This is a genomic window from Citrobacter sp. ANG330 (assembly GCF_047467925.1).
Lineage (GTDB): Bacteria > Pseudomonadota > Gammaproteobacteria > Enterobacterales > Enterobacteriaceae > Citrobacter_A > Citrobacter_A amalonaticus_G.
On sequence record NZ_JASJUI010000006.1, the window covers coordinates 177510 to 200277 of the forward strand.

The 22768-nt window shown below is 52.3% G+C and carries 24 protein-coding genes; 14 read left to right on the forward strand and 10 right to left on the reverse strand.

What is annotated here, in order from left to right; genetic code table 11:
* Positions 1–2 precede the first annotated feature (2 nt).
* The 5 genes from QNN88_RS15060 to QNN88_RS15080 all read left to right on the forward strand — a co-directional run bounded on the left by QNN88_RS15060 (position 3) and on the right by QNN88_RS15080 (position 6198).
* Complete coding sequence (locus QNN88_RS15060; RefSeq protein WP_414240931.1) at positions 3–722, forward strand: galactosamine-6-phosphate isomerase; 720 nt, start codon at positions 3–5, stop codon at positions 720–722.
* 485 nt (positions 723–1207) lie between these two features.
* The gene (locus QNN88_RS15065) at positions 1208–1774 is read left to right on the forward strand and encodes a fimbrial protein (RefSeq protein ID WP_414240932.1); all 567 of its coding nucleotides are present in this window, start codon (positions 1208–1210) and stop codon (positions 1772–1774) included.
* Positions 1775–1847: 73 nt separating this feature from the next.
* Positions 1848–2540, forward strand: coding sequence for a molecular chaperone (locus tag QNN88_RS15070; protein WP_414240933.1), 693 nt, complete (start codon positions 1848–1850; stop codon positions 2538–2540).
* A gap of 83 nt (positions 2541–2623) precedes the next feature.
* Entirely contained in the window at positions 2624–5110 is a 2487-nt protein-coding gene (locus QNN88_RS15075) for a fimbria/pilus outer membrane usher protein (RefSeq protein WP_414241032.1), read from the forward strand.
* Positions 5107–6198 (forward strand): fimbrial protein, encoded by a 1092-nt coding sequence (locus tag QNN88_RS15080; protein WP_414240934.1) that lies wholly within the window; start codon positions 5107–5109, stop codon positions 6196–6198. The genes QNN88_RS15075 and QNN88_RS15080 overlap by 4 nt, the downstream gene beginning before the upstream one ends.
* A 4-nt stretch (positions 6199–6202) precedes the next feature.
* Here QNN88_RS15080 and rsmI read toward each other — a convergent pair whose 3' ends face one another.
* Positions 6203–7063, reverse strand: coding sequence for a 16S rRNA (cytidine(1402)-2'-O)-methyltransferase (rsmI, locus tag QNN88_RS15085; protein ID WP_414240935.1), 861 nt, complete (start codon positions 7061–7063; stop codon positions 6203–6205).
* 64 nt (positions 7064–7127) lie between these two features.
* Here rsmI and QNN88_RS15090 point away from each other — a divergent pair, with 64 nt between their 5' ends.
* The 4 genes from QNN88_RS15090 to dolP all read left to right on the forward strand — a co-directional run bounded on the left by QNN88_RS15090 (position 7128) and on the right by dolP (position 10860).
* The gene (locus QNN88_RS15090; RefSeq protein ID WP_414240936.1) at positions 7128–9176 is read left to right on the forward strand and encodes a penicillin-binding protein activator; all 2049 of its coding nucleotides are present in this window, start codon (positions 7128–7130) and stop codon (positions 9174–9176) included.
* On the forward strand, positions 9134–9529 hold the full coding sequence (locus QNN88_RS15095) for a YraN family protein (protein WP_414240937.1): 396 nt from the start codon (positions 9134–9136) through the stop codon (positions 9527–9529). Before QNN88_RS15090 ends, QNN88_RS15095 begins: the two co-directional genes overlap by 43 nt.
* A gap of 155 nt (positions 9530–9684) precedes the next feature.
* Complete coding sequence (gene diaA / locus QNN88_RS15100) at positions 9685–10275, forward strand: DnaA initiator-associating protein DiaA (protein ID WP_023246631.1); 591 nt, start codon at positions 9685–9687, stop codon at positions 10273–10275.
* A gap of 9 nt (positions 10276–10284) precedes the next feature.
* Positions 10285–10860, forward strand: a complete 576-nt coding sequence (dolP, locus tag QNN88_RS15105) for a division/outer membrane stress-associated lipid-binding lipoprotein (protein ID WP_414240938.1) — start codon at positions 10285–10287, stop codon at positions 10858–10860.
* Positions 10861–10957: 97 nt separating this feature from the next.
* On the opposite strand, the gene QNN88_RS15110 is transcribed toward dolP, so the two are convergent.
* Together QNN88_RS15110 and QNN88_RS15115 are read right to left on the reverse strand one after the other, a co-directional pair.
* Positions 10958–11995 carry a permease gene (locus tag QNN88_RS15110; RefSeq protein WP_414240939.1) on the reverse strand — a complete coding sequence of 346 codons (1038 nt, stop codon included), beginning with the start codon at positions 11993–11995 and terminating at the stop codon, positions 10958–10960.
* 69 nt (positions 11996–12064) lie between these two features.
* The gene (locus tag QNN88_RS15115) at positions 12065–12706 is read right to left on the reverse strand and encodes an NAD(P)H-binding protein (RefSeq protein WP_414240940.1); all 642 of its coding nucleotides are present in this window, start codon (positions 12704–12706) and stop codon (positions 12065–12067) included.
* Positions 12707–12834: 128 nt separating this feature from the next.
* On the opposite strand from QNN88_RS15115, the gene yhbO reads away from it, so the two are divergent.
* Complete coding sequence (yhbO, locus tag QNN88_RS15120) at positions 12835–13353, forward strand: protein/nucleic acid deglycase (RefSeq protein ID WP_414240941.1); 519 nt, start codon at positions 12835–12837, stop codon at positions 13351–13353.
* Here yhbO and QNN88_RS15125 read toward each other — a convergent pair.
* The gene (locus tag QNN88_RS15125; protein WP_414240942.1) at positions 13333–13776 is read right to left on the reverse strand and encodes a YhbP family protein; all 444 of its coding nucleotides are present in this window, start codon (positions 13774–13776) and stop codon (positions 13333–13335) included. The two genes, yhbO and QNN88_RS15125, sit on opposite strands and share 21 nt — an antisense overlap.
* Before the next feature lie 52 nt (positions 13777–13828).
* Between QNN88_RS15125 and QNN88_RS15130 the strand changes: the two genes are divergently transcribed.
* Entirely contained in the window at positions 13829–14131 is a 303-nt protein-coding gene (locus tag QNN88_RS15130) for a GIY-YIG nuclease family protein (protein ID WP_414240943.1), read from the forward strand.
* On the opposite strand, the gene QNN88_RS15135 is transcribed toward QNN88_RS15130, so the two are convergent.
* Both QNN88_RS15135 and ubiT read right to left on the reverse strand, forming a co-directional pair.
* Complete coding sequence (locus QNN88_RS15135; protein ID WP_414240944.1) at positions 14118–14621, reverse strand: GNAT family N-acetyltransferase; 504 nt, start codon at positions 14619–14621, stop codon at positions 14118–14120. The two genes, QNN88_RS15130 and QNN88_RS15135, sit on opposite strands and share 14 nt — an antisense overlap.
* Positions 14615–15139 (reverse strand): ubiquinone anaerobic biosynthesis accessory factor UbiT, encoded by a 525-nt coding sequence (ubiT, locus tag QNN88_RS15140; protein ID WP_414240945.1) that lies wholly within the window; start codon positions 15137–15139, stop codon positions 14615–14617. Before ubiT ends, QNN88_RS15135 begins: the two co-directional genes overlap by 7 nt.
* A 220-nt stretch (positions 15140–15359) precedes the next feature.
* Here ubiT and ubiU point away from each other — a divergent pair, with 220 nt between their 5' ends.
* The 3 genes from ubiU to QNN88_RS15155 all read left to right on the forward strand — a co-directional run bounded on the left by ubiU (position 15360) and on the right by QNN88_RS15155 (position 18330).
* Positions 15360–16355 carry a ubiquinone anaerobic biosynthesis protein UbiU gene (gene ubiU / locus QNN88_RS15145; protein WP_414240946.1) on the forward strand — a complete coding sequence of 332 codons (996 nt, stop codon included), beginning with the start codon at positions 15360–15362 and terminating at the stop codon, positions 16353–16355.
* An 8-nt stretch (positions 16356–16363) separates the two neighbouring features.
* Positions 16364–17242: a U32 family peptidase gene (locus QNN88_RS15150; protein WP_414240947.1), complete on the forward strand. Its 879-nt coding sequence runs from the start codon at positions 16364–16366 to the stop codon at positions 17240–17242.
* A gap of 80 nt (positions 17243–17322) precedes the next feature.
* The gene (locus QNN88_RS15155; RefSeq protein ID WP_414240948.1) at positions 17323–18330 is read left to right on the forward strand and encodes a luciferase-like monooxygenase; all 1008 of its coding nucleotides are present in this window, start codon (positions 17323–17325) and stop codon (positions 18328–18330) included.
* An 84-nt stretch (positions 18331–18414) separates the two neighbouring features.
* Here the strand turns inward: QNN88_RS15155 and mtr are convergent, their stop codons facing one another.
* The 4 genes from mtr to nlpI all read right to left on the reverse strand — a co-directional run bounded on the left by mtr (position 18415) and on the right by nlpI (position 22744).
* Positions 18415–19659, reverse strand: coding sequence for a tryptophan permease (mtr, locus tag QNN88_RS15160; protein ID WP_414240949.1), 1245 nt, complete (start codon positions 19657–19659; stop codon positions 18415–18417).
* Between the two features lie 143 nt (positions 19660–19802).
* The gene (gene deaD, locus QNN88_RS15165) at positions 19803–21680 is read right to left on the reverse strand and encodes an ATP-dependent RNA helicase DeaD (protein WP_414240950.1); all 1878 of its coding nucleotides are present in this window, start codon (positions 21678–21680) and stop codon (positions 19803–19805) included.
* Positions 21673–21753: a protein YrbN gene (gene yrbN, locus QNN88_RS15170; protein ID WP_010723222.1), complete on the reverse strand. Its 81-nt coding sequence runs from the start codon at positions 21751–21753 to the stop codon at positions 21673–21675. The genes deaD and yrbN overlap by 8 nt, the downstream gene beginning before the upstream one ends.
* A 106-nt stretch (positions 21754–21859) precedes the next feature.
* A complete protein-coding gene (nlpI, locus tag QNN88_RS15175; RefSeq protein ID WP_414240951.1) occupies positions 21860–22744 on the reverse strand; it encodes a lipoprotein NlpI in 885 nt (294 codons plus the stop codon).
* Positions 22745–22768: the final 24 nt, after the last annotated feature.

A 22768-nucleotide genomic window follows, 5' to 3' on the forward strand; every position in this document is an offset into this window, starting at 1 on the left:
CAATGCAAAACATACAGTATTGCAAGAGTTATGAGGCGCTCAGCGAACTCGCCAGCGAGCGTCTGGTCGAGGTCATCACAAGTAAACCAGACGCCACAATCTGCCTCGCGACAGGGGCCACACCTGAACTGACCTATCGCTTCTTTGTCGAGAAAATACAGCAACGTCACGTTGATATCCGGAACGTGACCTTCGTGAAGCTCGATGAGTGGCTGGGAATTCCCTTACACACGCCGGGTACCTGCGAATCGTTCCTGCAACAGCACATCGTACAACCGCTTGGCATACGACCGGACCAGTTAATTGGCTTTCAGTCGGAAAATATTGACGAGGCGGAGTGCGAGCGCGTGACAGATTTGATTGCCCATCGGGGCGGCCTTGATTTATGTCTCCTGGGCCTCGGTAAAAATGGTCATCTGGGACTCAATGAACCAGGAGAAGCGCTGACGCCATTTTGCCATATCAGCAGGCTTGATGAGAAAACGCGCCAGCATGATATGTTAAAAACGGCTGGTCGCCCGGTGATGCACGGCATTACGCTGGGACTGAAGGACATCATGAACACAAAAGAGGTAATGCTGCTGATTGCTGGAGAAGGTAAATCGCTTGCGAGCCGTCAATTTTTAACTCAATCTATTACAACATCGCTTCCTGCATCATTTTTATGGTTACATAACAATATGCACTGCCTGATTGTTCACTCATGCTTAGATTATAGCTAATCCGTCCTCTAACTTTTTCACCAGACAGGTTTATTTCCTGTCTGGAAACAATAAAATTAAATCATTTTACACTTCATCTCTATTCACACGGTTAATATTTAGTGGAATGAGATCGAGGCTTACCCAAAAAATAATATTATAAATATAACTTAAGTATTTCCAACGCTGTCCAGAATCATACCATATACTCTAATTATCATTATTTCAATATTTCGCGCTCACATCTAACCATTTTCAATAACCTTATTAACCCAGCAACCAATAAAAAGCATAGACCTCAAGAGGTTAACTGTTTTCTTGAATATATTTTTTAACATACTATTAATAACCACTCATCTAATCAATTAAAAATCCAAATATAAATAGAATCCGAAAATTAGCCACCCTTAATCTTCCCCCATTTCTACGCGGTATACTCTTTAGAGTAGTTTCTTATCCATTTAATATTCATATTATATTTTTATATGATAGATGAGGAAGTTTTGATGAACATTATCAGCAAAACCGCTATTGCGAGTTTATTAACGTTTGCCGCTTGTCATGCCTGGGCTACAGATGGAACGATCGAATTTACAGGACAAATACTGACCAGCACATGCGAATTTGCTGGGGATGATGTTGTTGAAATCGAGCTTGGACATTATGCCGCAGGTCAGTTCAAGTCGATAGGCGATAAAACACCCAGTATTCCTGTCGCTATCCCACTGAAAAATTGTCCAACTGATCCCTGGGAACATGTTGATGGTACCACCGATGCTTCTTTTCAGCTTTGGTTAGAAACGCTTAGTGGCGGAACGGTTGGAGCGAATAATGACTTAATCGAAGTCACTGGAATGGACACGGCCGCAACAGGTGTTGGTATTCGTATCGACAGCAGTGATGGCACTCAAATGGCGCTGAACAAACTCAACGATCCGAAAGTATCTTTCCCTATCACAGGGGCAACCATGAATATCAATTTAGTCGCTTATTACGTCTCCACAGTTGACTCAAAAGATATAACCGCCGGTGAAGCAAATGCTTCGGTTGATGTCACGCTTGACTATCGTTAATCGATCGCTCATGTCTCTTTATCCTTTTTTAAAGAATAAAGAGACACCATCATGACTTTTCGGACAGTAAATCATGTTCAGAACAGCAAACTTCGCTTTCTTACTCTTGCTTATTGGTTGGATGGGCTCCTCGTATGCTGGCGGTATCGTGCTGGAAAGAACGCGAGTCATCTATGACGCCAGCAAAAAAGAGGCAGCGCTGCCGCTTGCCAACCGCAGTGAAGAGATGCCTTATCTGCTTCAGTCATGGGTAGAAAACGTGAGTAATGGTTCTCGCGGTCCTTTTATTGTTACCCCGCCTCTTTTTCGTCTTGATGCTGGAGAAGACTCAACGCTACGCATAGTAAAATCGGATGCTCTGATTCCAGAAGAAAAAGAGTCATTATATTTTATTAATGTAAGAGCGATTCCGGCACAAAAAAAGACGGAAATAGTCAACACCAACGCACTAACTCTGGTGTTTAAAACCCGTATCAAAATGTTTTACCGGCCAAAGGGACTTAAAGGCAGAGCCAGCGACGCGGTTAAAAAACTGGAGTTCAGTATTACTGATAATCAACTCACTATTTACAATCCTTCATCCTATTATGTCGTTTTCGCTGGACTCTCGTTTGGTAAAACCGACTTGACCGATAAAATAGAATACATCGCACCGCTGGAGAAAAAAACGCTGACATTAGCCTCTGCTGCAGGGAAAATAGTAAAATGGGCAGCCATTAATGATTACGGTGGCACTTCTCAAACAGAAACACGCTCTCTACTGTAAATAGCATAAGGTTAAACTATAAGGGACACATGAGCTATCAGCGGGTTAAATGCTTTAAGGAATCGAATAATATACGTACAGCAATGAATTGTCTTCATTGCTGTATCAAGCGTATATTACCGCTGACTATTATATGTGGAAATATTATCGGCGCCAATGCTTTAGCAACTGAATATATTTTTGACCCTTCCTTACTTGAAAGGAATAAAAGTGGGCAAGCTCCTGTGGATCTCTCCCTTTTTTCTCACGAAAATTCACAGCAGCCTGGGAGTTATTCCGTTGACGTTTTCATTAATAACATAAAAGTTAAGCAACAAACCATCCTTTTCGTTACATCAAAAAATCAACAGTTACAGCCACAATTCACTGTCGGCCAACTACGTGAATTAGGTTTTAAAATCGACGAATATCCATTTTTTAATGACGCTGAGAATAGCAAAACGGTAGACGACCTGGCTAAAGCCATCCCCGGTTGCGTGGCGGTCTTTGATTTTAACCATAGCAAACTAAAATTGACCGTACCACAAATCGCACTTTATCGAGATGCCAGAGGTTATGTCGATCCTTCACGCTGGGACAGTGGCGTTCCCGTTGTTTTTAGTAATTACACTTTTACCGGTTCGCAGAGCCATTACGGAAATGGCGATCGCAGCCAACGCCAGTATATGAATCTGCAAAATGGCGCTAACGTTGGTCCATGGCGGGTACGTAATTACTCAACCTGGTCACATAATGATGATTATACCCAGTGGGACAGCATTAATAGCTGGTTGCAAAGAGACATCAAGAGGTTAAAAGCTCAATTCATCGTCGGTGAAAATACAACAGAAGGCACCCTGTTTCCGGGCTATCAATTTACAGGCGCTCGACTTTACTCCGACGATAGCATGTTACCAAACAGCCAAAGAGGGTTTGCGCCCACGATCCGTGGCATTGCCAACACGAATGCCATTGTAACTGTACGTCAAAACGGCTATATCATTTACCAGAGCAATGTTCCCGCAGGCGCATTTGAAATCAATGATCTTTATCCCTCGTCGTCCAGTGCTGATTTGGACGTGAGTATTGAAGAGGCCGACGGTTCAGTACGTCATTTTGTCCAGCCATTTTCTTCTCTCCCGGTAATGCAAAGACCTGGCCACCTGAAATATAGCCTGACCGCCGGACGTTTTCGCGCATCACAATCCTCAGACAGCAATGAACCTGATTTCGTTGAAAGTACCGGGATTTATGGGGTTAGTAATGCTATCACGCTCTATGGTGGCCTGCTGGCCTCGAAAAATTACCGCGCTACGTCATTTGGCATAGGAAGCGCCCTGGGCGAATTAGGGTCGATTTCGATGGATGTGGGCCGGGCCGATACGCAATTTGATAATAGCCGCAGTTATGAAGGCTATGACTGGCGTATCCAGTACATCAAGGATATGCCCGAGACGGGAACCAACCTGTCGCTGGGCTATTATCGTTATAGCAGCGGCGGTTACTACAATTTTTCCGATGCCAATCTGCGAGACGTTGATGACAGTTATCGGCAAAAAAGTGAATCGCAATTTAGCATCAGCCAAACGCTGATAGAGGACGTTAGTCTCTATGCCTCGGGTTCGCAGCGAGATTACTGGGGTGAGCAACAGAAAGAGAATAATTACTCTGTTGGGTTAAATGGCAACATTTATGGGGTTAGCTATAACCTGAATGGACAATTCACTGACTCCTCGGATCGCGACAGCGAGCGTTCTGTTTCGCTCAGCCTGAGCATACCGTTGGATCGCTGGCTTCCGCATGCCCATGCGACCTGGCGTACCACCACGGAGAAAAATAGAGCCACACAGCATGAATCAGGCATTAACGGCTCTCTGCTGGATGACAACCGCCTGAGCTATAGCGTTAAGCAGCGACAAAGTGAAGATAACGAAAATAACGGCAGTAGTCTTTCAGGAAACTATCGCTCCGCATTTGGCTCGCTTAGCGGCAGTTACGATTACAGTGCTGACAGCCGTCAGCTGGGATATGGGCTTTCTGGCGGCATCGTGGCCCATCCACACGGCGTAACGCTCTCGCAGCCCCTGGGAAATTCCTTTGCGCTGATCAATGCCAACGGCGCAACCGGTATTCGGGTTAAAAACTATCCCGGTATTACAACAGACTATTTTGGTAACGCGGTCATCCCGTTTTTAACACCTTACCAGGAAAACCGCATTTCGCTGGATACCACTACGATGCCGGATGATGTTGACGTTACTGAAACTGCAAAAATCGTTGTGCCGGGACAGGGAGCCGCAGTGATCGCCAGCTTCAACGCCCAAACGGGTCGGCGGATCCTGCTGGCGCTCACGGATGCTCAGGGGACGCCCATCCCTTTTGGCGCCATAGCCAGCAATGAAACACTGCCTGCGCAAAGCATCGTTGATGAAGGTGGCGTGCTGTATCTCACGGGGGTCAATGACACGCCTCAGACCTGGTCTGTACGCTGGGGGAGTGACTCCAGCCAACAATGCCACTTCACCTATAGCCTGCCAGAAAACCGGCAGAGCGCTTCCTCTATTTTACAAGAAACGGCTCGCTGCCAATGAAAATTAATCCGATACAAAAATATGCGTTGATCATTATTCTGATACTGAACGCACAGACATGTATTTCACCTGCGCAGGCAGGAACCGGGCTTTGCGAAGCAAATGGCCATTTTACTACCGATGCCTCCGCGGACTGGACGAAAGAGCAGAATATCTCCGGTGTCACCTGGTCCGTTGCGAATTCGTCTACAGGTGGGAGTTATCAAATCACTTGTGATTGTGCAACTGGCACAAAAGTGAGTCTCTTTTACTTTCTAACGAGTGCGATAACCGCAACCGGGCACCTGACCGGTTATTATCATTTGAATGATAACCTGGATATTAAAACTGAAATCAGCAACATTCCGGGAACGACGGGTCCCGTGACCGTTCCAAGCAAAGTTAATACTTCAATTAAAGATGGATCTGGATCCTTCAGCACGGCTTCGAACAGGGGGGTGTGTGAGGGTGATCCTCCGGAAAAACACTTACCAGATGTCTCAACGGGCGCGGACAACACTTTCACGCTGTACGTTAGCAAACCTTTTTTGGGTGAGCTTATCATTCCGGATACACCCATTGCTTACCTACAGGCTGCGTGGAGTACTTCTTCAACGCCTCCAAAAACATTCAACAATATTGCAGAGCTCCATATCCAGGGAAGAATAACCGTCCCTCAAAGCTGCAAAATCAATCAGGGGGATGTCATCCAAGTCAATCTTGGCGTCATCAGTGCGGCATACTTCACCACTAAGGATGAAATGCCGGAGCACTACACGCCTGTCAACTTTGACATCACCTATGATTGCGGGGATATGTCTGATATTAAAAACAGCCTGTATATGGAGATTGAAGCGAGCGATTTAGCAAGCCAGTATGTGCTCATCGCTCGCCGCCGGGAAACGGATAATGTTCCGGATGTAGGTATTCGCCTGGTTGATATCACAAAGACCAATGTGAATGTTCCCTTTAATCCGGGTTCAATCCTGATCGACAGTTCGGGACGTGGCGTCACCCATATGGAAGCCTATCCCGTTAATTTGACCGGTGGAGTTCTTTCTCCGGGTAATTTCAAAGGGACCGCCACAATTACCGTTATCGTGAAGTAGCAGGTTATTCCTGCTGCTCCAGCGCGTACTTATACAGCGCATTCTTTTTGACACCGTGAATTTCAGCCGCCAGCGCCGCGGCTTTCTTCAACGGCAACTCGGCCTGTAAGAGTGCGAGAGTGCGCAGGGCGTCAGCGGGCAGTTCATCTTCCTGCGCCTTGCGTCCCTCCACAATCAGTACCATCTCGCCTTTGCGCCGGTTTTCGTCCTCTTTAACCCACGCCAGCAGTTCACCCACCGGGGCACCGTGAATCGTCTCCCAGGTTTTGGTCAGCTCACGCGCCAGCACCACATAACGCGACTCGCCCCACACCGCAACCATATCTTCCAGACTGTCTAACAGGCGATGAGTGGATTCATAGAAAATCAGCGTGCGCGGCTCGGTTTCGATAGCTTTCAGCGCATCACGGCGTCCTTTTGATTTCGCTGGTAAAAAACCTTCATAGCAGAAGCGGTCGGACGGCAACCCCGCCGCGCTTAACGCGGCAATCGCCGCGCAGGGGCCAGGCAGAGGAACCACACGGATGCCCTGCTCACGACAGGTGCGCACCAGATGATAGCCCGGATCGTTGATCAGCGGCGTCCCGGCGTCAGAAACCAGCGCGATGTTCTGCCCCTCTTTTAGCTTCGCCACCAGCGTTTCTGCTTTTTGCTGCTCATTATGATCGTGCAGGGCGAACAGTCGGGCATTAATCGCGAAATGCTGCAATAATAATCCGGTATGACGGGTATCTTCAGCGGCAATTAAATCAACAGCTTGTAACACTTCGAGCGCACGCTGGGTAATGTCAGATAAATTCCCGATAGGAGTAGGTACAATAAAGAGTTGGCCGCGAGAATTATCCGCCGATTCGTGTTGTGTCATTGTGTCGTCCGTATTGCCGATTTAATATTGAGCATTGCGTATAAAAAATATCACTGGATACAGTATGGTACCCTTAACATTTTCTCGTTTGAAAGCCGCGCGCTGTCTGCCCATCGTTCTGGCAGCCCTGATTTTCGCCGGCTGTGGCACCCAGGCACCCGATCAGAGCACTGCCCATATGCAGGGCACGGCGCAAGCTGATTCCGGCTTTTATCTGCAACAGATGCAGCAAAGCGCAAATGATAGCAAGACCAACTGGCAATTACTCGCCATTCGTGCACTGCTGAAAGAAGGCAAAAGCCAGCAGGCTATCGAACTGTTTAACCAGTTACCGCAGGATCTGAATGATTCCCAGCGCCGGGAACAGTCGCTATTGGCCGTTGAAATCAAACTGGCGCAGAAAGATTTTACCGGCGCGCAGTCGCTGCTGGAAAAGCTTACCCCGTCTGATTTTGAGCAAAATCAGCAGGCTCGTTACTGGCAGGCGCAGATTGACGCCAGCCAGGGCCGTCCGTCTCTCTCGCTGCTGCGCGCCCTGATTGCTCAGGAACCGCTGCTTGGCGAAAAGGATAAGCAGAAAAACATCGACGCCACCTGGCAGGCGCTGTCGTCAATGACGCCGGAGCAGGCTCAGGCTCTGGTGATCAATGCCGATGAAAACGTGCTGCAGGGCTGGCTGGATCTGCAACGCGTCTGGTTTGATAACCGCAGCGATCCGGACATGATGAAAGCGGGTATTGCCGACTGGCAAAAACGCTATCCGCAAAATCCGGGCGCAAAAATGCTGCCAACCCAACTGGTCAACGTACAGAGCTTTAAGCCTGCGTCCACCAGCAAAATCGCCCTGTTGCTGCCGCTAAATGGTCAGGCTGCGGTGTTTGGCCGCACCATTCAACAAGGCTTTGAAGCCGCCAAAAATCTCGGTACGCAGCCTGTTGATGCCCAGCCCGTCGTGCAACCGACGCCAGTTGCGGCCCCTGCACCAACGACCCAGCAACCTCAGGCTACCGATGGTGTCGCCAGCCCTTCCCAGGCATCCGTGAGCGATTTGACTGACGAACAACAAGCCGATCAGCCTGCTAACGCCACGCAACCAACGTCTGCGCAACCAGCCATCGCAAGCGTGGCGGCGAATCCTTCCGCAGAGCTGAAAATTTATGACACCAGTGCCCAACCGCTCGATCAGATCCTGACGCAGGTTCAGCAGGACGGCGCGAGCATCGTGGTCGGCCCGCTGCTGAAAAACAATGTCGACGAACTGGTCAAAAGCAACACCCCGCTGAACGTACTGGCGCTTAACCAGCCGGAATCGGTGCAGAGCCGGGCAAACATCTGTTACTTCGCCCTCTCACCAGAAGATGAAGCGCGTGATGCCGCGCGCCATATTCATGAACAGGGAAAACAATCGCCGCTGCTACTGATCCCACGTAGCGCGCTTGGCGATCGTGTGGCTAACGCCTTTGCTCAGGAATGGCAAAAACTGGGGGGCGGTACGGTGTTGCAGCAGAAATTTGGCTCAACGGCGGAACTGCGTATGGGCGTTAACGGCGGTTCCGGCATTGCCTTAACCGGTAGCCCGGTTGCCGCCAGCACGCCGTCTCAACCTGGCGTCACCATTGGCAATTTAACCATCCCGGCGCCGCCAACGGATGCGCAAATCAGCGGTAACGGAGGCCGTGTGGATGCTGTCTATATTCTGGCAACCCCGAATGAGATAGCCTTCATCAAGCCGATGATTGCCATGCGCAACGGTAGCCAGAGTGGCGCCACCTTGTATGCCAGCTCACGTAGCGCACAGGGAAATGCCGGCCCAGACTTCCGCCTGGAAATGGATGGCCTGCAGTACAGCGAGATCCCAATGCTGGCAGGCGCGAACCCGTCGCTGATGCAGCAGGCACTCGGTGCTGTGCATAACGACTATTCGTTGGCGCGCATGTATGCAATGGGCGTGGATGCCTGGTCGCTGGCAAACCATTTCTCCCAGATGCGTCAGGTGCAGGGCTTTGAAATTAACGGGAATACCGGCGCGCTGACCGCCAGTCAGGACTGCGTGATTAACAGGAAGTTATCATGGCTCCAGTACCAGCAAGGGCAGATCGTCCCCGCCAGTTAACGAGCAAACAGGCCGGTGACGCGTGGGAAACTACCGCACGTCGCTGGCTTGAGCGCAAGGGACTGCATTTCATCGCCGCCAACGTGCGTGAACGTGGCGGTGAAATTGATCTGATTATGCGTGATGGCAAGACAACCGTCTTTATTGAAGTCCGCTACCGGCGCTCTGCGGTATTCGGTGGCGCCGCTGCCAGTGTAACACGCAACAAGCAACACAAATTATTACAGGCTGCCCGCTTGTGGCTCGCGCGCCACAATGGGAGTTTTGATACTGTGGATTGCCGGTTCGATGTGTTAGCCTTCACCGGAAATGACGTTGAGTGGTTGAGAAATGCCTTTACCGACTGCTCATAATTGAAGATTCAGAGCAGACCCATTGGGCGCATATTATTGCAGCCGGTCTGGACACGGACAGCGCGGAACAACCGCAGCGTATTTGGAGTGTTAGCACTGTCCTGGCCCAAAATGGCAAATAAAATAGCCTAATAGATTAGCTCTTAAGGATTAGCGTGTTAGACAGAATCAAAGTCTGCTTTACCGAAAGCATTCAAACGCAAATTGCCGCGGCAGAAGCCCTCCCGGATGCTATCTCTCGTGCCGCCATGACGCTGGTTCATTCACTGCTCAATGGCAACAAAATTCTCTGTTGTGGTAATGGGACATCCGCTGCCAACGCACAGCATTTTGCTGCCAGCATGATCAACCGTTTTGAAACAGAACGCCCCAGTTTACCTGCGATTGCACTAAATACGGATAATGTGGTCTTAACAGCGATTGCTAACGATCGCTTGCATGACGAGGTTTATGCAAAGCAAGTTCGCGCACTGGGCCATGCGGGCGATGTCTTACTCGCCATTTCAACGCGTGGCAATAGTCGCGATATTGTGAAGGCCGTGGAAGCCGCCGTTACGCGAGACATGACGATTGTAGCACTAACCGGGTATGACGGGGGTGAACTGGCTGGACTGTTAGGGCCACAGGATGTTGAGATCCGCATCCCTTCGCACCACAGCGCACGCATTCAGGAAATGCATATGCTGACGGTAAACTGCCTGTGCGATCTGATCGATAACACGCTTTTCCCTCACCAGGATGATTAAGGAGTACACATGAAGGCTTTATCGCCAATCGCAGTCCTTATTTCTGCTCTGCTCTTGCAAGGTTGTGTGGCCGCCGCTGTTGTCGGTACCGCCGCCGTCGGAACCAAAGCAGCAACAGACCCACGTAGCGTAGGCACTCAGGTGGACGATGGAACCCTGGAACTGCGCGTCAACAGTGCGTTGTCGAAAGATGAACAGATCAAAAAAGAAACACGTATTAACGTGACGGCTTATCAGGGTAAAGTGTTGCTGGTCGGTCAGTCGCCGAATAGCGAGCTCTCCGCACGCGCCAAACAGATTGCGATGGGCGTCGACGGGACCACCGAAGTCTATAACGAGATCCGCCAGGGCCAGCCCATTGGCATGGGCACTGCGTCAAGTGACACGTGGATCACCACCAAAGTGCGCTCTCAGTTGCTGACCAGCGACCAGGTAAAATCATCAAACGTGAAAGTCACGACCGAAAACGGCGAAGTATTTCTGTTGGGTCTGGTAACCGACCGTGAGGCCAAAGCGGCGGCGGATATTGCCAGCCGGGTCAGCGGCGTGAAGCGCGTCACCACAGCGTTTACGTTTATCAAATAAGTCAGTTGTGTGCCGGATGACGGCGTAAACGCCTTATCCGGCCTACAGAATGTACGACCGTAAGCCGGGCAAGCGAAGCGCCCCCGGCCTTCCTGTTTTATATCAACGCAATACTTCCCACCATCACACCCGAAATCGCCACCAGCGCACCGGTCAGCCAAAGCGCTTTTGCCGGAAATGCTTTTCGCAGCATGATCAAGGACGGCAGGCTGACGGCGGGTAGTGTCATCAGCAGTGCCAGCGCGGGCGCAGTTCCCATCCCTGCCAGCATCATGGTCTGCACAATCGGGATTTCTGCGGCAGTTGGGATCACAAACAGACAACCGGCCACCGCCAGCGCAATCACCCACAGCAGGCTGTTATCAATAGCCCCATCGGCATGCGGGAACAGCCAGACGCGCGCCGCACCCAGTACCAACACGGCCAGAATGTAGACCGGAATGGTGCTCCAGAACAGCGTCCATAGCGCATGGCCCCAGCGAACAAAGAACCCGCCCTGCTCGTCCGGTTGCGTGATTTCCACCGGCAATTCAGCCTGCGGAGGCTCTTTCACCCATTTTTGCACCAGCGTCGCCACTACCAGCACCATTGCCAGACCCGCGACCAGACGGATCGCCGCGAAATGCCAGCCGAGGACAAACCCCATAAATACCAGCGTAGCCGGGTTTAATAGTGGGTTCCCCATCCAGAATGCCAGCGCACCACCCATTGAAACCTGCTGGCGACGCATCCCCGCCGCCACCGGCGCAGCACAGCAGGTGCACATCATGCCGGGCAGAGAGAAAAGCGTACCGAACAGCGTGCCGCGAAAACGTGCCTGTCCAAGCGTGCGTAACAGCCAGTCACGCGGGATCAAAACCTGAATCAACGAGCCGAGAATGACCCCCAATACTGCTGCCTTCCAGACCGCAATGAAATAGACCATCGCATAGTCCCAGGCCGCCTGCCAGGGGTTCGCGTCGGCCTGCGCCAGAATGGATTTTCCAATGCTGTGAGTTTCTGCGGCGGTGAAGGCTTTGCCGTAGTAAGGCTGCCATTTCACATACCAGAGACCGACGATAACAACGAGAAAGAAAAGAGCGGGTTTCCACCATTGAAATGGTGTTGCCGCCTGAGACGAAGACTGACCAGCCATAGCATTCCCCAGGGAGTGTGAGATAATTTCGCCGGTGAATACTACGCCTTTGGGTAATGTTTGGAAATGCTATATTGACGCCGCCTTTTCCCGCAGTTGAGACGATGTCAGGATTGTTACCCCGCCATGTTCAGGCGCCAGCGCTTCTGCCAGCATCGCGCGCGCCACGTCCCGCGCCTCAATCGATTTCCAGTTGCCCGGCAGCAACCGGAACAACGGCGCAAACAGGGTTTCGTTCATCCGCTGCTTTGACCGATCGCCGAGCAGCATTGAGGGCCGAGCGATCGTAAGCGTTGGCCAGTTCTGGGCAATAAGCGCCTCCTCCATTTCCCCTTTTACGCGGTTATAGAAAAACGGCGAATGGGCATTAGCTCCCATCGAACTCACCACCAGCATATGCTGCGCCCCCAGGCGGCGAGCGGTCAACGCCGTATCGACCACCAGCGTATAGTCAGCATGGATAAACGCCTCTTTACTGCCGGCTTCCCGGCGGGTCGTGCCCAGGCAGCAAAAAACGATATCGACAGGATCGGTGACCTGCGCCAGCGCATCGGTCAGTTGCGGATCGTGGGGATTATAGACGCCAGGCATATCCGCCAGCGGACGTCGCGTTGGCGCGGCAATGGAATGGATCTTCGGCTCGTTAAGCAACATCCGCAGCAGATGTCCGCCAACCAGCCCCGTTGCCCCGGTAATCAGTACCTGACTCATCCTCACTCCTTTCCAGAATTGTCCGCCTTGCACCCTCAGCCCTATCAACCAGGCTTAGTAGTTCACAAGGTAATTATCCATCATCAGGGAAAAATTGCCTTATCCAATGCAGATCCAGCGGAGGAAGCATGAGTAAGAAGATTGCCGTTTTAATCACTGACGAGTTTGAAGACTCAGAATTCACCTCACCCGCGGCAGAATTTCGACAAGCCGGACATGAGGTCATTACGATCGAGAAACAGGCCGGGAAAACGGTGAAAGGGAAAAAAGGCGAGGCCAGCGTCACCATTGATAAAGCGATTGATGACGTGCGTCCGGCCGATTTCGATGCGTTGTTGTTGCCTGGCGGCCATTCACCGGATTACCTTCGCGGTGATGACCGTTTCGTCACCTTTACGCGCGATTTCGTGAACACGGGTAAACCGGTCTTCGCCATCTGCCACGGACCACAGTTGCTGATCAGTGCCGATGTGATTCGCGGGCGTAAACTCACCGCCGTTAAGCCGATCATTATCGATGTGAAAAACGCCGGTGCAGAATTTTACGATCAGGAAGTGGTGGTGGATAAAGACCAACTGGTGACCAGTCGTACCCCTGACGATCTGCCGGCGTTCAATCGTGAAGCCTTACGCATTCTCGGTGCCTGACCGACGTAACCACACTAATTTTTTGCCAAAACCCAGGGTGTTGTCGGTGAACTTGAGTTCATCCAGGCGGATTTCCCATACCGGCGCTGACAGCATTCTGGCAACCGGGAAGCGGCGAAGATAGGCCTGTCGCGCCGCGTCGCTTTCCTCTCCAACCAGCTGGCGAATCTCCCCTTTAAACTGCACGCCGCGAATCAATGCGACCGTTTTCGGTTGGCCATTTACCGTTCCGGCAACGGGCGCACGCGGTCCGGACATCTGCGCATGACGCGTTTTCTCTTCCGTCAGCAGATAAAAAACGACCTTGTTGGCGTCGAAAAGATAAAACGCATTTGCACACCACAGTTCACCTTCGCGATGCACACACCAGGTCACAACGTGTTGTTTCGCCAGCCAACGACTGATCGCAGTAAGTGTTTCCATCTCGGTTCTCTTTTATACTGGATGCCAGAAACGTAACACGCCGAAGGCCACGATGACACCCTGGTATCTCTATCTGATTCGCACCGCCGACAATGCCCTGTATACCGGGATCACGACCGACGTGGCGCGCCGCTATCAACAACATCAACAAGGAAAAGGGGCAAAAGCGCTGCGGGGAAAAGGAGAACTGACGCTGGCGTTTTCGGCGCCCGTTGGCGATCGCTCACTGGCGCTGCGCGCAGAATACCGGGTCAAAAAACTCACTAAGCGGCAGAAAGAACGGCTTGTCGCAGAAGGCGAAGGGTTTGCAGCACTGCTGCACGACCTGCAAACCCCGGCGCTTAAAAACGATTAAAGTGATCGTGATACTCGACCAGTCCCGTGACGCCGTTGAGCGCATCCTCCGCTAAGCGATGCACCTGGAACGCACTTTCCGTGCCAGGCCAGCGGCAATGCAGATCGTGGTGGGCGGCCAGTTCGAAACCAAAACGGCTGTACAGTGCCGGATCGCCCAGGGTGACCACAGCGGCATAGCCAAATTCGTTGAGTGAATCCAGTCCTTCATAGACCAGCTGGCGCGCCAGACCTTGTCCACGATAGTTTTCATCGACCGCCAGCGGCGCCATACCGACCCACTGAAGATCTTCGCCCTGCACGTCTACGGGGCTGAATGCCACATAACCCACCACCTGACCTTCATCATCTGTGGCGACCAGACCGAGCGTCAGAAAACCATCTTCACGCAAATCGTGAACCAGTTTTGCTTCCGCATCGCTTTCGAATGAACGACGCAGCAGGGCATCAATGCCAGGCGCGTCAATGGGAATTTCTACTCGAATCAGCATGGTTCACCTACCGATGTCTGTTTGGTTTCGGGCGAGTATTTCATGCCCGCCTCAACAAAATCCGCCAGTTGCAACAGCATAACGCGCAACGCTTTGGGCATCTGCTCCAGCTCAATGGCATCCATCAGGTTTTTCACATACAACCCTAACTCCGTATCTCCTTCGATCACCAGGCGGCGCTGGAAGAAGAGTGTATCCGGATCCTGCTTACGCGCGGCGATCATTAACAGATCGCTGGCATCAGCGCTAAAACTCACGTCGGCTTGCGCATTCTCGCTGACGATCAGTTTGTCATTCTCGACCGAGGTATACCACTTCAGGCCAATATCGCGAACCGTAATGCTTAACCAACGGCCTTCAAGGAACTCCAGCTCCCCGTCCGCCAGGGCCTGGCGAAACTGCCAGCTCAGGACCTGCTCCAGAACCTGGCGCTGCAGTGCAAAGGGCGTCAGTTTAACTGGCACACTCATCAGAGACGGACCGAAATGTACTAAGCGTGAACGCAGCTTATCTAACACGAGCTTTACTCCCTGTTTCAATTATCCTGCTATTTTGCCATATCAGATAAATGACATAGCGGCATAAATCAACAATTGCGTACGAAATCTCTACCTCTTTATTACTGATATCAATACGACTTTAACTGCCTTAAATCAAAAATTGTCGCAGCAAGGTTAACTAAAATCCTTGTTCGTTAACAATTATGCGTCCCAGGCGGCGCAATCTTCAGGATAAATTATGGAGCTGCTCTGCCCTGCCGGAAATCTCCCGGCGCTTAAGGCGGCCATCGAAAACGGCGCTGATGCCGTTTATATCGGGCTAAAAGATGATACCAACGCCCGTCACTTCGCCGGCCTTAACTTTACCGAGAAGAAATTGCAGGAAGCGGTGAGTTTTGTCCATCAACATCGCCGCAAATTGCACATCGCAATTAATACGTTTGCGCATCCGGATGGCTATGCCCGCTGGCAGCGTGCGGTGGATATGGCCGCGCAACTGGGGGCGGATGCGTTGATCCTCGCCGATCTTGCTATGCTCGAGTATGCCGCAGAACGTTATCCGCAAATTGAGCGCCATGTCTCTGTTCAGGCTTCGGCGACCAATGAAGAAGCGATCAACTTTTATCATCGCCATTTCGATGTCGCCCGCGTTGTTCTGCCGCGCGTGCTCTCAATCCATCAGGTGAAACAACTCGCCCGTGTGACGCCGGTTCCGCTGGAGGTTTTTGCTTTCGGCAGTCTGTGCATTATGGCTGAAGGCCGCTGTTATCTCTCGTCCTGGTTGACCGGCGAATCACCTAATACGGTAGGTGCCTGCTCTCCGGCCCGTTTTGTGCGCTGGCAGCAAACGCCACAAGGGCTGGAATCACGCCTGAATGAAGTGCTCATCGACCGTTATCAGGAAGGAGAGAACGCCGGTTATCCGACGCTGTGTAAAGGGCGTTATCTGGTTGACGGCGAGCGTTACCACGCGCTGGAAGAACCGACCAGCCTGAATACACTGGAACTGCTGCCAGAGCTGCTGGCGGCGAATATTGCCTCGGTGAAAATCGAAGGTCGTCAGCGCAGCCCGGCCTATGTCAGCCAGGTCGCGAAAGTGTGGCGTCAGGCGATTGACCGTTGCATCGCCGATCCACAGCACTATGCGCCGCAGCCAGCGTGGATGGAAACGCTCGGCGCGATGTCCGAAGGCACCCAGACGACGCTTGGCGCGTATCACCGTAAATGGCAGTGAGAAAAGCAATGAAATATTCCTTAGGGCCCGTGCTTTATTACTGGCCGAAAGAGACGCTGGAAGATTTTTATCAGCAGGCCGCCGCCAGCAGCGCGGATGTTATCTATCTTGGCGAAGCGGTGTGCAGCAAACGCCGCGCCACTAAAGTCGGCGACTGGCTGGATATGGCGAAATCACTCGCCGGTAGCGGTAAGCAGGTCGTGCTGTCCACGCTGGCGCTGGTTCAGGCCACTTCTGAGCTGAACGAACTGAAGCGCTATGTCGACAATGGCGACTTTCTGCTGGAGGCCAGCGATCTTGGCGTGGTGAACATGTGCGCCGACCGTAAGCTACCGTTTGTCGCCAGTCACGCGCTGAACTGCTACAACGCGGTTACGTTGCGTCTGCTGCTCAAACAGGGGATGGTGCGCTGGTGCATGCCGGTGGAACTTTCCCGCGACTGGCTGGTGAACCTGCTCAATCAGTGTGATGAACTGGGAATTCGCCAGCAGTTTGAAGTGGAAGTCCTGAGCTATGGGCATCTGCCGCTGGCGTATTCCGCCCGCTGTTTTACTGCCCGCTCGGAAGACCGTCCAAAAGATGAATGCGAAACCTGCTGTATTAAGTACCCACAAGGCCGTAATGTTCTCACTCAGGAGAATCAGCAAGTCTTCGTTCTCAACGGCATTCAGACTATGAGCGGCTATATCTACAACCTGGGTAACGAACTGACGTCGATGCAGGGACTGGTCGATATCGTGCGTCTGTCACCGCTTGGCACGGAGACATTCGCGATGCTCGACGCCTTCCGCGCCAACGAAACCGGAAAAGCGCCGCTGCCACTCGCGGCGCATAGCGACTGCAACGGCTACTGGAAACGTCTGGCTGGCCTTGAATTACAATCCTGATAAATAGCTCACTTTGTTAACAACATTAACTAATCTTTAATGCAGTATGAAAAGATTAACTGGTAACAAAGTGAGCCGTTATGACTGACAAAACCATTCCTTTCTCGGTGCTGGATCTGGCGCCGATTCCCGACGGATCCTCAGCGAAAGAGGCGTTCTCACACTCGCTCGCTCTCGCGCGCCTCGCTGAAAAGCGCGGCTATCATCGCTACTGGCTGGCGGAGCATCACAATATGACCGGTATCGCCAGCGCGGCAACCTCCGTGCTGATTGGCTATCTGGCCGCGAATACCCAGACTTTGCATCTCGGTTCCGGTGGCGTCATGCTTCCCAACCACTCACCACTGGTCATTGCCGAACAGTTCGGTACGCTGAATACGCTCTATCCAGGACGCATTGATCTCGGTTTAGGACGCGCGCCGGGTAGCGACCAGCCGACAATGCGAGCCCTGCGCCGTCATATGGGCGGCGATATCGATAACTTCCCTCGTGATGTCGCTGAGCTGGTGGACTGGTTTGATGCGCGCGATCCTAATCCGCAGGTACGCCCGGTTCCTGGCTACGGTGAGAAGATCCCGGTCTGGCTGTTAGGCTCCAGTCTCTATAGCGCGCAGTTAGCCGCACAGCTTGGCCTGCCGTTCGCCTTTGCCTCCCACTTCGCACCGGATATGCTGTTCCAGGCGCTGCACCTTTACCGCACGCAGTTCAGGCCGTCCGCGCGACTGGATAAGCCGTACGCTATGGTCTGTATCAATATCATTGCCGCCGACAGTACCCGTGATGCGGAGTATCTGTTCACCTCGATGCAACAGGCATTTGTGAAACTGCGTCGTGGCGAGACGGGTCAGCTTCCGGCGCCGATTCAAAATATGGATCAGTTCTGGTCGCCGTCAGAGCAGTACGGCGTTCAGCAGGCGCTGAGTATGTCGCTGGTGGGTGATAAAGCGAAAATACGCCACGGGCTGGAATCAGTTCTACGTGAAACGCAGGCCGATGAGATTATGGTTAACGGGCAGATATTTGACCATCAGGCGCGTCTGCATTCGTTTGATCTGGCGATGCAGGTGAAAGAAGAGTTGGTGGGGTAGTTTTTTGCCGGATGGCGGCTTCGCCTTATCCGGCCTACGCGATCCCTGTAGGCCCGGTAAGCGTAGCGCCACCGGGCAATGTGTTTAATGGTAAACAGGCAACAGGTTAAAGCTCGACAGCACATGTACCAGCGCGTTGCCGATACCAAACACCAGGATCAGGACAATCATCGGCTTGCCACCCCAGACGCGGAATTTCGGGCTACCGAAACGCTGACGTGATTTGCGTGCCAACAGCGCCGGCACAATCGCCGCCCAGATGGTTGCCGCCAGTCCTGCATAGCCAATGGCATACAGGAACCCGTTCGGCCACAGCAGACCACCAACGATTGGCGGAGCAAAGGTCAACAGCGCGGTTTTAAAACGTCCTATCGCCGAATCATCAAAACCAAACAGATCGGCCAGATAGTCAAACAGACCCAGCGTGACGCCAAGGAATGAACTCGCCACGGCAAAATTAGAGAACACCACTAACAGCAGATCCAGACTACGGCTGTTCAGTACGCCGCTAAGTGCCTGCACCAGCACATCAATATTGCCGCCCTTCTCTGCGATACCAATAAATTCCGGACGCGGAATGTTCCCCATCGTCCCCAGCAACCAGACGGTATAAAGCACCAGCGCCAACAGCGTGCCGTAGACCAGGCACTTCACAATGGTGCGCGGATCTTTACCGTAGTATTTCATCAGGCTTGGGACGTTACCATGATAGCCAAACGATGCCAGACAGAACGGCAGCGTCATCAGCAGGTAGGGCGCGTAAGAGGCGTTGCTTTCCGAGACGTTAAACAGCGTGGTCGGCGTGACATGCCCCAGCAGGCTGCCGAAGGTCAGAAAGAAAGTAATCACCTTCGCACCCAGCACAATCGCCGTCATGCGACTTACCGCTTTAGTACTCAACCACACCACAAACGCCACCAGTAAGGCAAAGCCAAACCCTGCCGCTCGCGCAGGTACATTCAGCGACATTTCGCTGAAGGTATGGTGCAGAATTGAACCGCTCGCCGAAATATAGGCATAGGTCAGGATATAGAGCACGAAGGCAATCGAGATGCCGTTCACCACGTTCCAGCCTTTGCCAAGCAGGTCTTTGGTGATGGTGTCAAAACTTGAGCCAATCCGATAGTTTAGGTTAGCTTCGAGGATCATCAGACCAGAGTGCAGCATACAAAACCAGGTAAAGACCAGCGCCGCCATTGACCAGAAAAACCACGCCCCGGACATGACCACTGGCAGAGAGAACATCCCTGCGCCGATTATGGTGCCGCCGATGATCACCACGCCGCCGATGAGCGAAGGTGATGTCTGGGTGGTGGTTAGTGTTGCCATTTAGCGATTTCTCCAGCGAATAATAGTGTGACCACATTCTAATGTGCTGCACTGTACCAGTACGATAGTACAAATGGAATAAAAAAAGCCCCGATATTTTCATCGGGGCTGTATTTATTACTTTACGTCAGTAAACGAGATGTTTACGCGTCACGACGACGGCTGGAACCTTCATCACGACGTGGTGCGCGGCTACCTTCGCGACGTTCGCCGCTGAAACGACGACCATCACCACGACCGCCTTCACGACGCTCACCGCCAAAACCGCGACCACCTTCACGACGCTCGCCACCAAAGCTACGACCCCCGCCACGACGTTCGGTGTGTGGCTGTGCATCGCCCACCAGTTGCATGTTCATCGGCTTGTTCAGAATGCGAGTGCGCGTAAAGTGCTGCAGGACTTCACCCGGCATACCTTTCGGCAGTTCGATGGTGGAGTGAGACGCGAACAGCTTAATGTTACCAATGTAGCGGCTGCTGATGTCGCCTTCGTTTGCAATCGCGCCAACGATATGACGAACTTCAACACCATCATCACGGCCCACTTCAATGCGGTACAACTGCATATCGCCAACGTCACGACGTTCACGACGCGGACGGTCTTCACGGTCGCCACGCGGCGCACGATCGTTACGGTCACGCGGACCACGATCGTCACGGTCACGGAACTCACGCTTCGGACGCATCGGCGCATCTGGCGGCAGAATCAGCGGACGTTCGCCCTGAGCCATCTTCAGCAGAGCGGCGGCCAGAGTTTCAATATCCAGCTCTTCGTCTTCCGCCGTCGGCTGCAGTTTAGCTAACAGCGCACGGTATTGATCCAGATCGCTGCTTTCCAGCTGCTGCTGTACTTTAGCGGCAAATTTTTCCAGGCGACGTTTACCCAGCAGTTCTGCATTCGGCAGTTCCACTTCCGGAATGGTCAGCTTCATGGTGCGTTCGATGTTACGCAGCAGACGACGCTCGCGGTTCTCAACGAACAGCAGCGCACGACCCGCGCGACCCGCACGACCGGTACGACCGATACGGTGAACGTAAGATTCGGAGTCCATCGGGATATCGTAGTTAACTACCAGGCTGATACGCTCAACGTCCAGGCCACGGGCCGCAACGTCGGTTGCAATCAGGATATCCAGACGACCGTCTTTCAGACGCTCCAGAGTTTGCTCACGCAGCGCCTGGTTCATATCACCGTTCAGCGCGGCACTGTTGTAACCGCTACGCTCCAGCGCTTCCGCCACTTCCAGAGTCGCGTTTTTGGTACGAACGAAGATAATCGCCGCATCAAAATCTTCCGCTTCCAGGAAACGTACCAGCGCTTCGTTCTTACGCATGCCCCAGACAGTCCAGTAGCTCTGGCTGATGTCCGGACGGGTAGTGACGCTGGACTGAATGCGCACTTCCTGCGGCTCTTTCATGAAGCGGCGGGTAATGCGACGAATCGCTTCCGGCATGGTGGCAGAGAACAGTGCGGTCTGATGACCTTCCGGGATCTGTGCCATGATGGTTTCAACGTCTTCGATGAAGCCCATACGCAGCATTTCGTCCGCTTCGTCCAGTACCAGACCGCTCAGACGAGACAGATCCAGGGTACCGCGTTTTAAGTGATCAAGCAGACGACCCGGCGTACCGACGACGATCTGCGGCCCTTGACGCAGGGCGCGTAATTGCACGTCATAACGCTGGCCGCCGTACAGGGCAACCACGTTCACGCCGCGCATGTGTTTAGAGAAATCCGTCATCGCTTCGGCGACCTGAACCGCCAGTTCGCGGGTCGGTGCCAGCACCAGAATCTGAGGTGCTTTCAGCTCAGGATCAAGATTGTTGAGCAGCGGTAAAGAGAACGCTGCCGTTTTGCCGCTACCGGTCTGGGCCATACCCAGAACGTCGCGACCGCCCAGCAGATGCGGAATGCACTCTGCCTGGATTGGAGATGGTTTTTCGTAACCCAGATCGTTAAGGGCTTCAAGGATAGGAGCCTTCAGGCCCAGATCTGCAAATGTGGTTTCGAATTCAGCCATGTAGTACGTGTGCCTCAAAATTAATGGCGGCCAGTCTACATAACTCATCATGAAATTGATCAGCAATTTTCATTGAAAAGTGTGAACCGGCTCAAAGTAGGTGTATTAACGAACAACAACGCCCTCACCCGCAAAGGTGATGGCAATCAAAAAAGATTACGGGCTGATGTGTACGTCAGCTATTGCTGGTCCGATTCTGCCAGGTCATCTTTGTCCTGGCCCAGGAGCGATAATTCCAACAATGCATATCGGTGCTCAACAAAGTTATGAACGTTGTTAGCGACCGCCAGTTTGAACAATGCCGTAGCGTTGTCCAAATCCCCCAGACTTAGGTAATACTTACCTAAATAGAAGTTGGTTTCACTGAGATGCTCAGCGAGCGAGGTGTTATCCGTTGCGTCCGCCTTGAGCCTTTCCATCAGCGTTGCTTCGCTAATGTTGCCCAGGTAGAACTCGACAATGTTCCATCCCCATTGTTCTTTATCCGATTTCTCGAAGCGCTCGTTCAGCGCCACTTTTGCCTGCTTCTCATCGAGCTTCTGCTCAGCGAGATAAAGCCACAGGCTGCGGAAAGGATCATTGGGATCGTCTTGATAAAACGCCAGCAGATCATCTTGCGCTAACTTCTCGCGACCGCCGTAATACAATGCGATACCGCGATTTAAGTGCGCGTAGTTGTAAGTTGGATCAAGCTCAAGTACAGAATCAAACGCTTCATAGGCAGCATCAAAATTGCCTGCCTGCGTTAAATAAATGCCTAAGTAATTGAATACTTCAGGCATATCGGGTCGGATTGCCAACGCTTGTGAAAAATCATTTCGCGCTAATGCCCTCAGACCAAGACTATCATACAACACTCCGCGCTCATATAAAAGCTGTGCGCGTTCGTCATCGGTTAAAGCCCGACTGGCAAGAATTTGTTCCATGCGTGCCAGAATCACTTCCTGCTGCAAAGTCGGTTGCAATGGTACTGCGAGGACCTCACTCTTACGCCAGGTGGAATTACTGCATCCAGCCAGCGTGAGTGCTGTTGCCACGAAACACCAGCGCAAAAAAGGCTTCATTTCCCACTCCCGAAGACAACGATT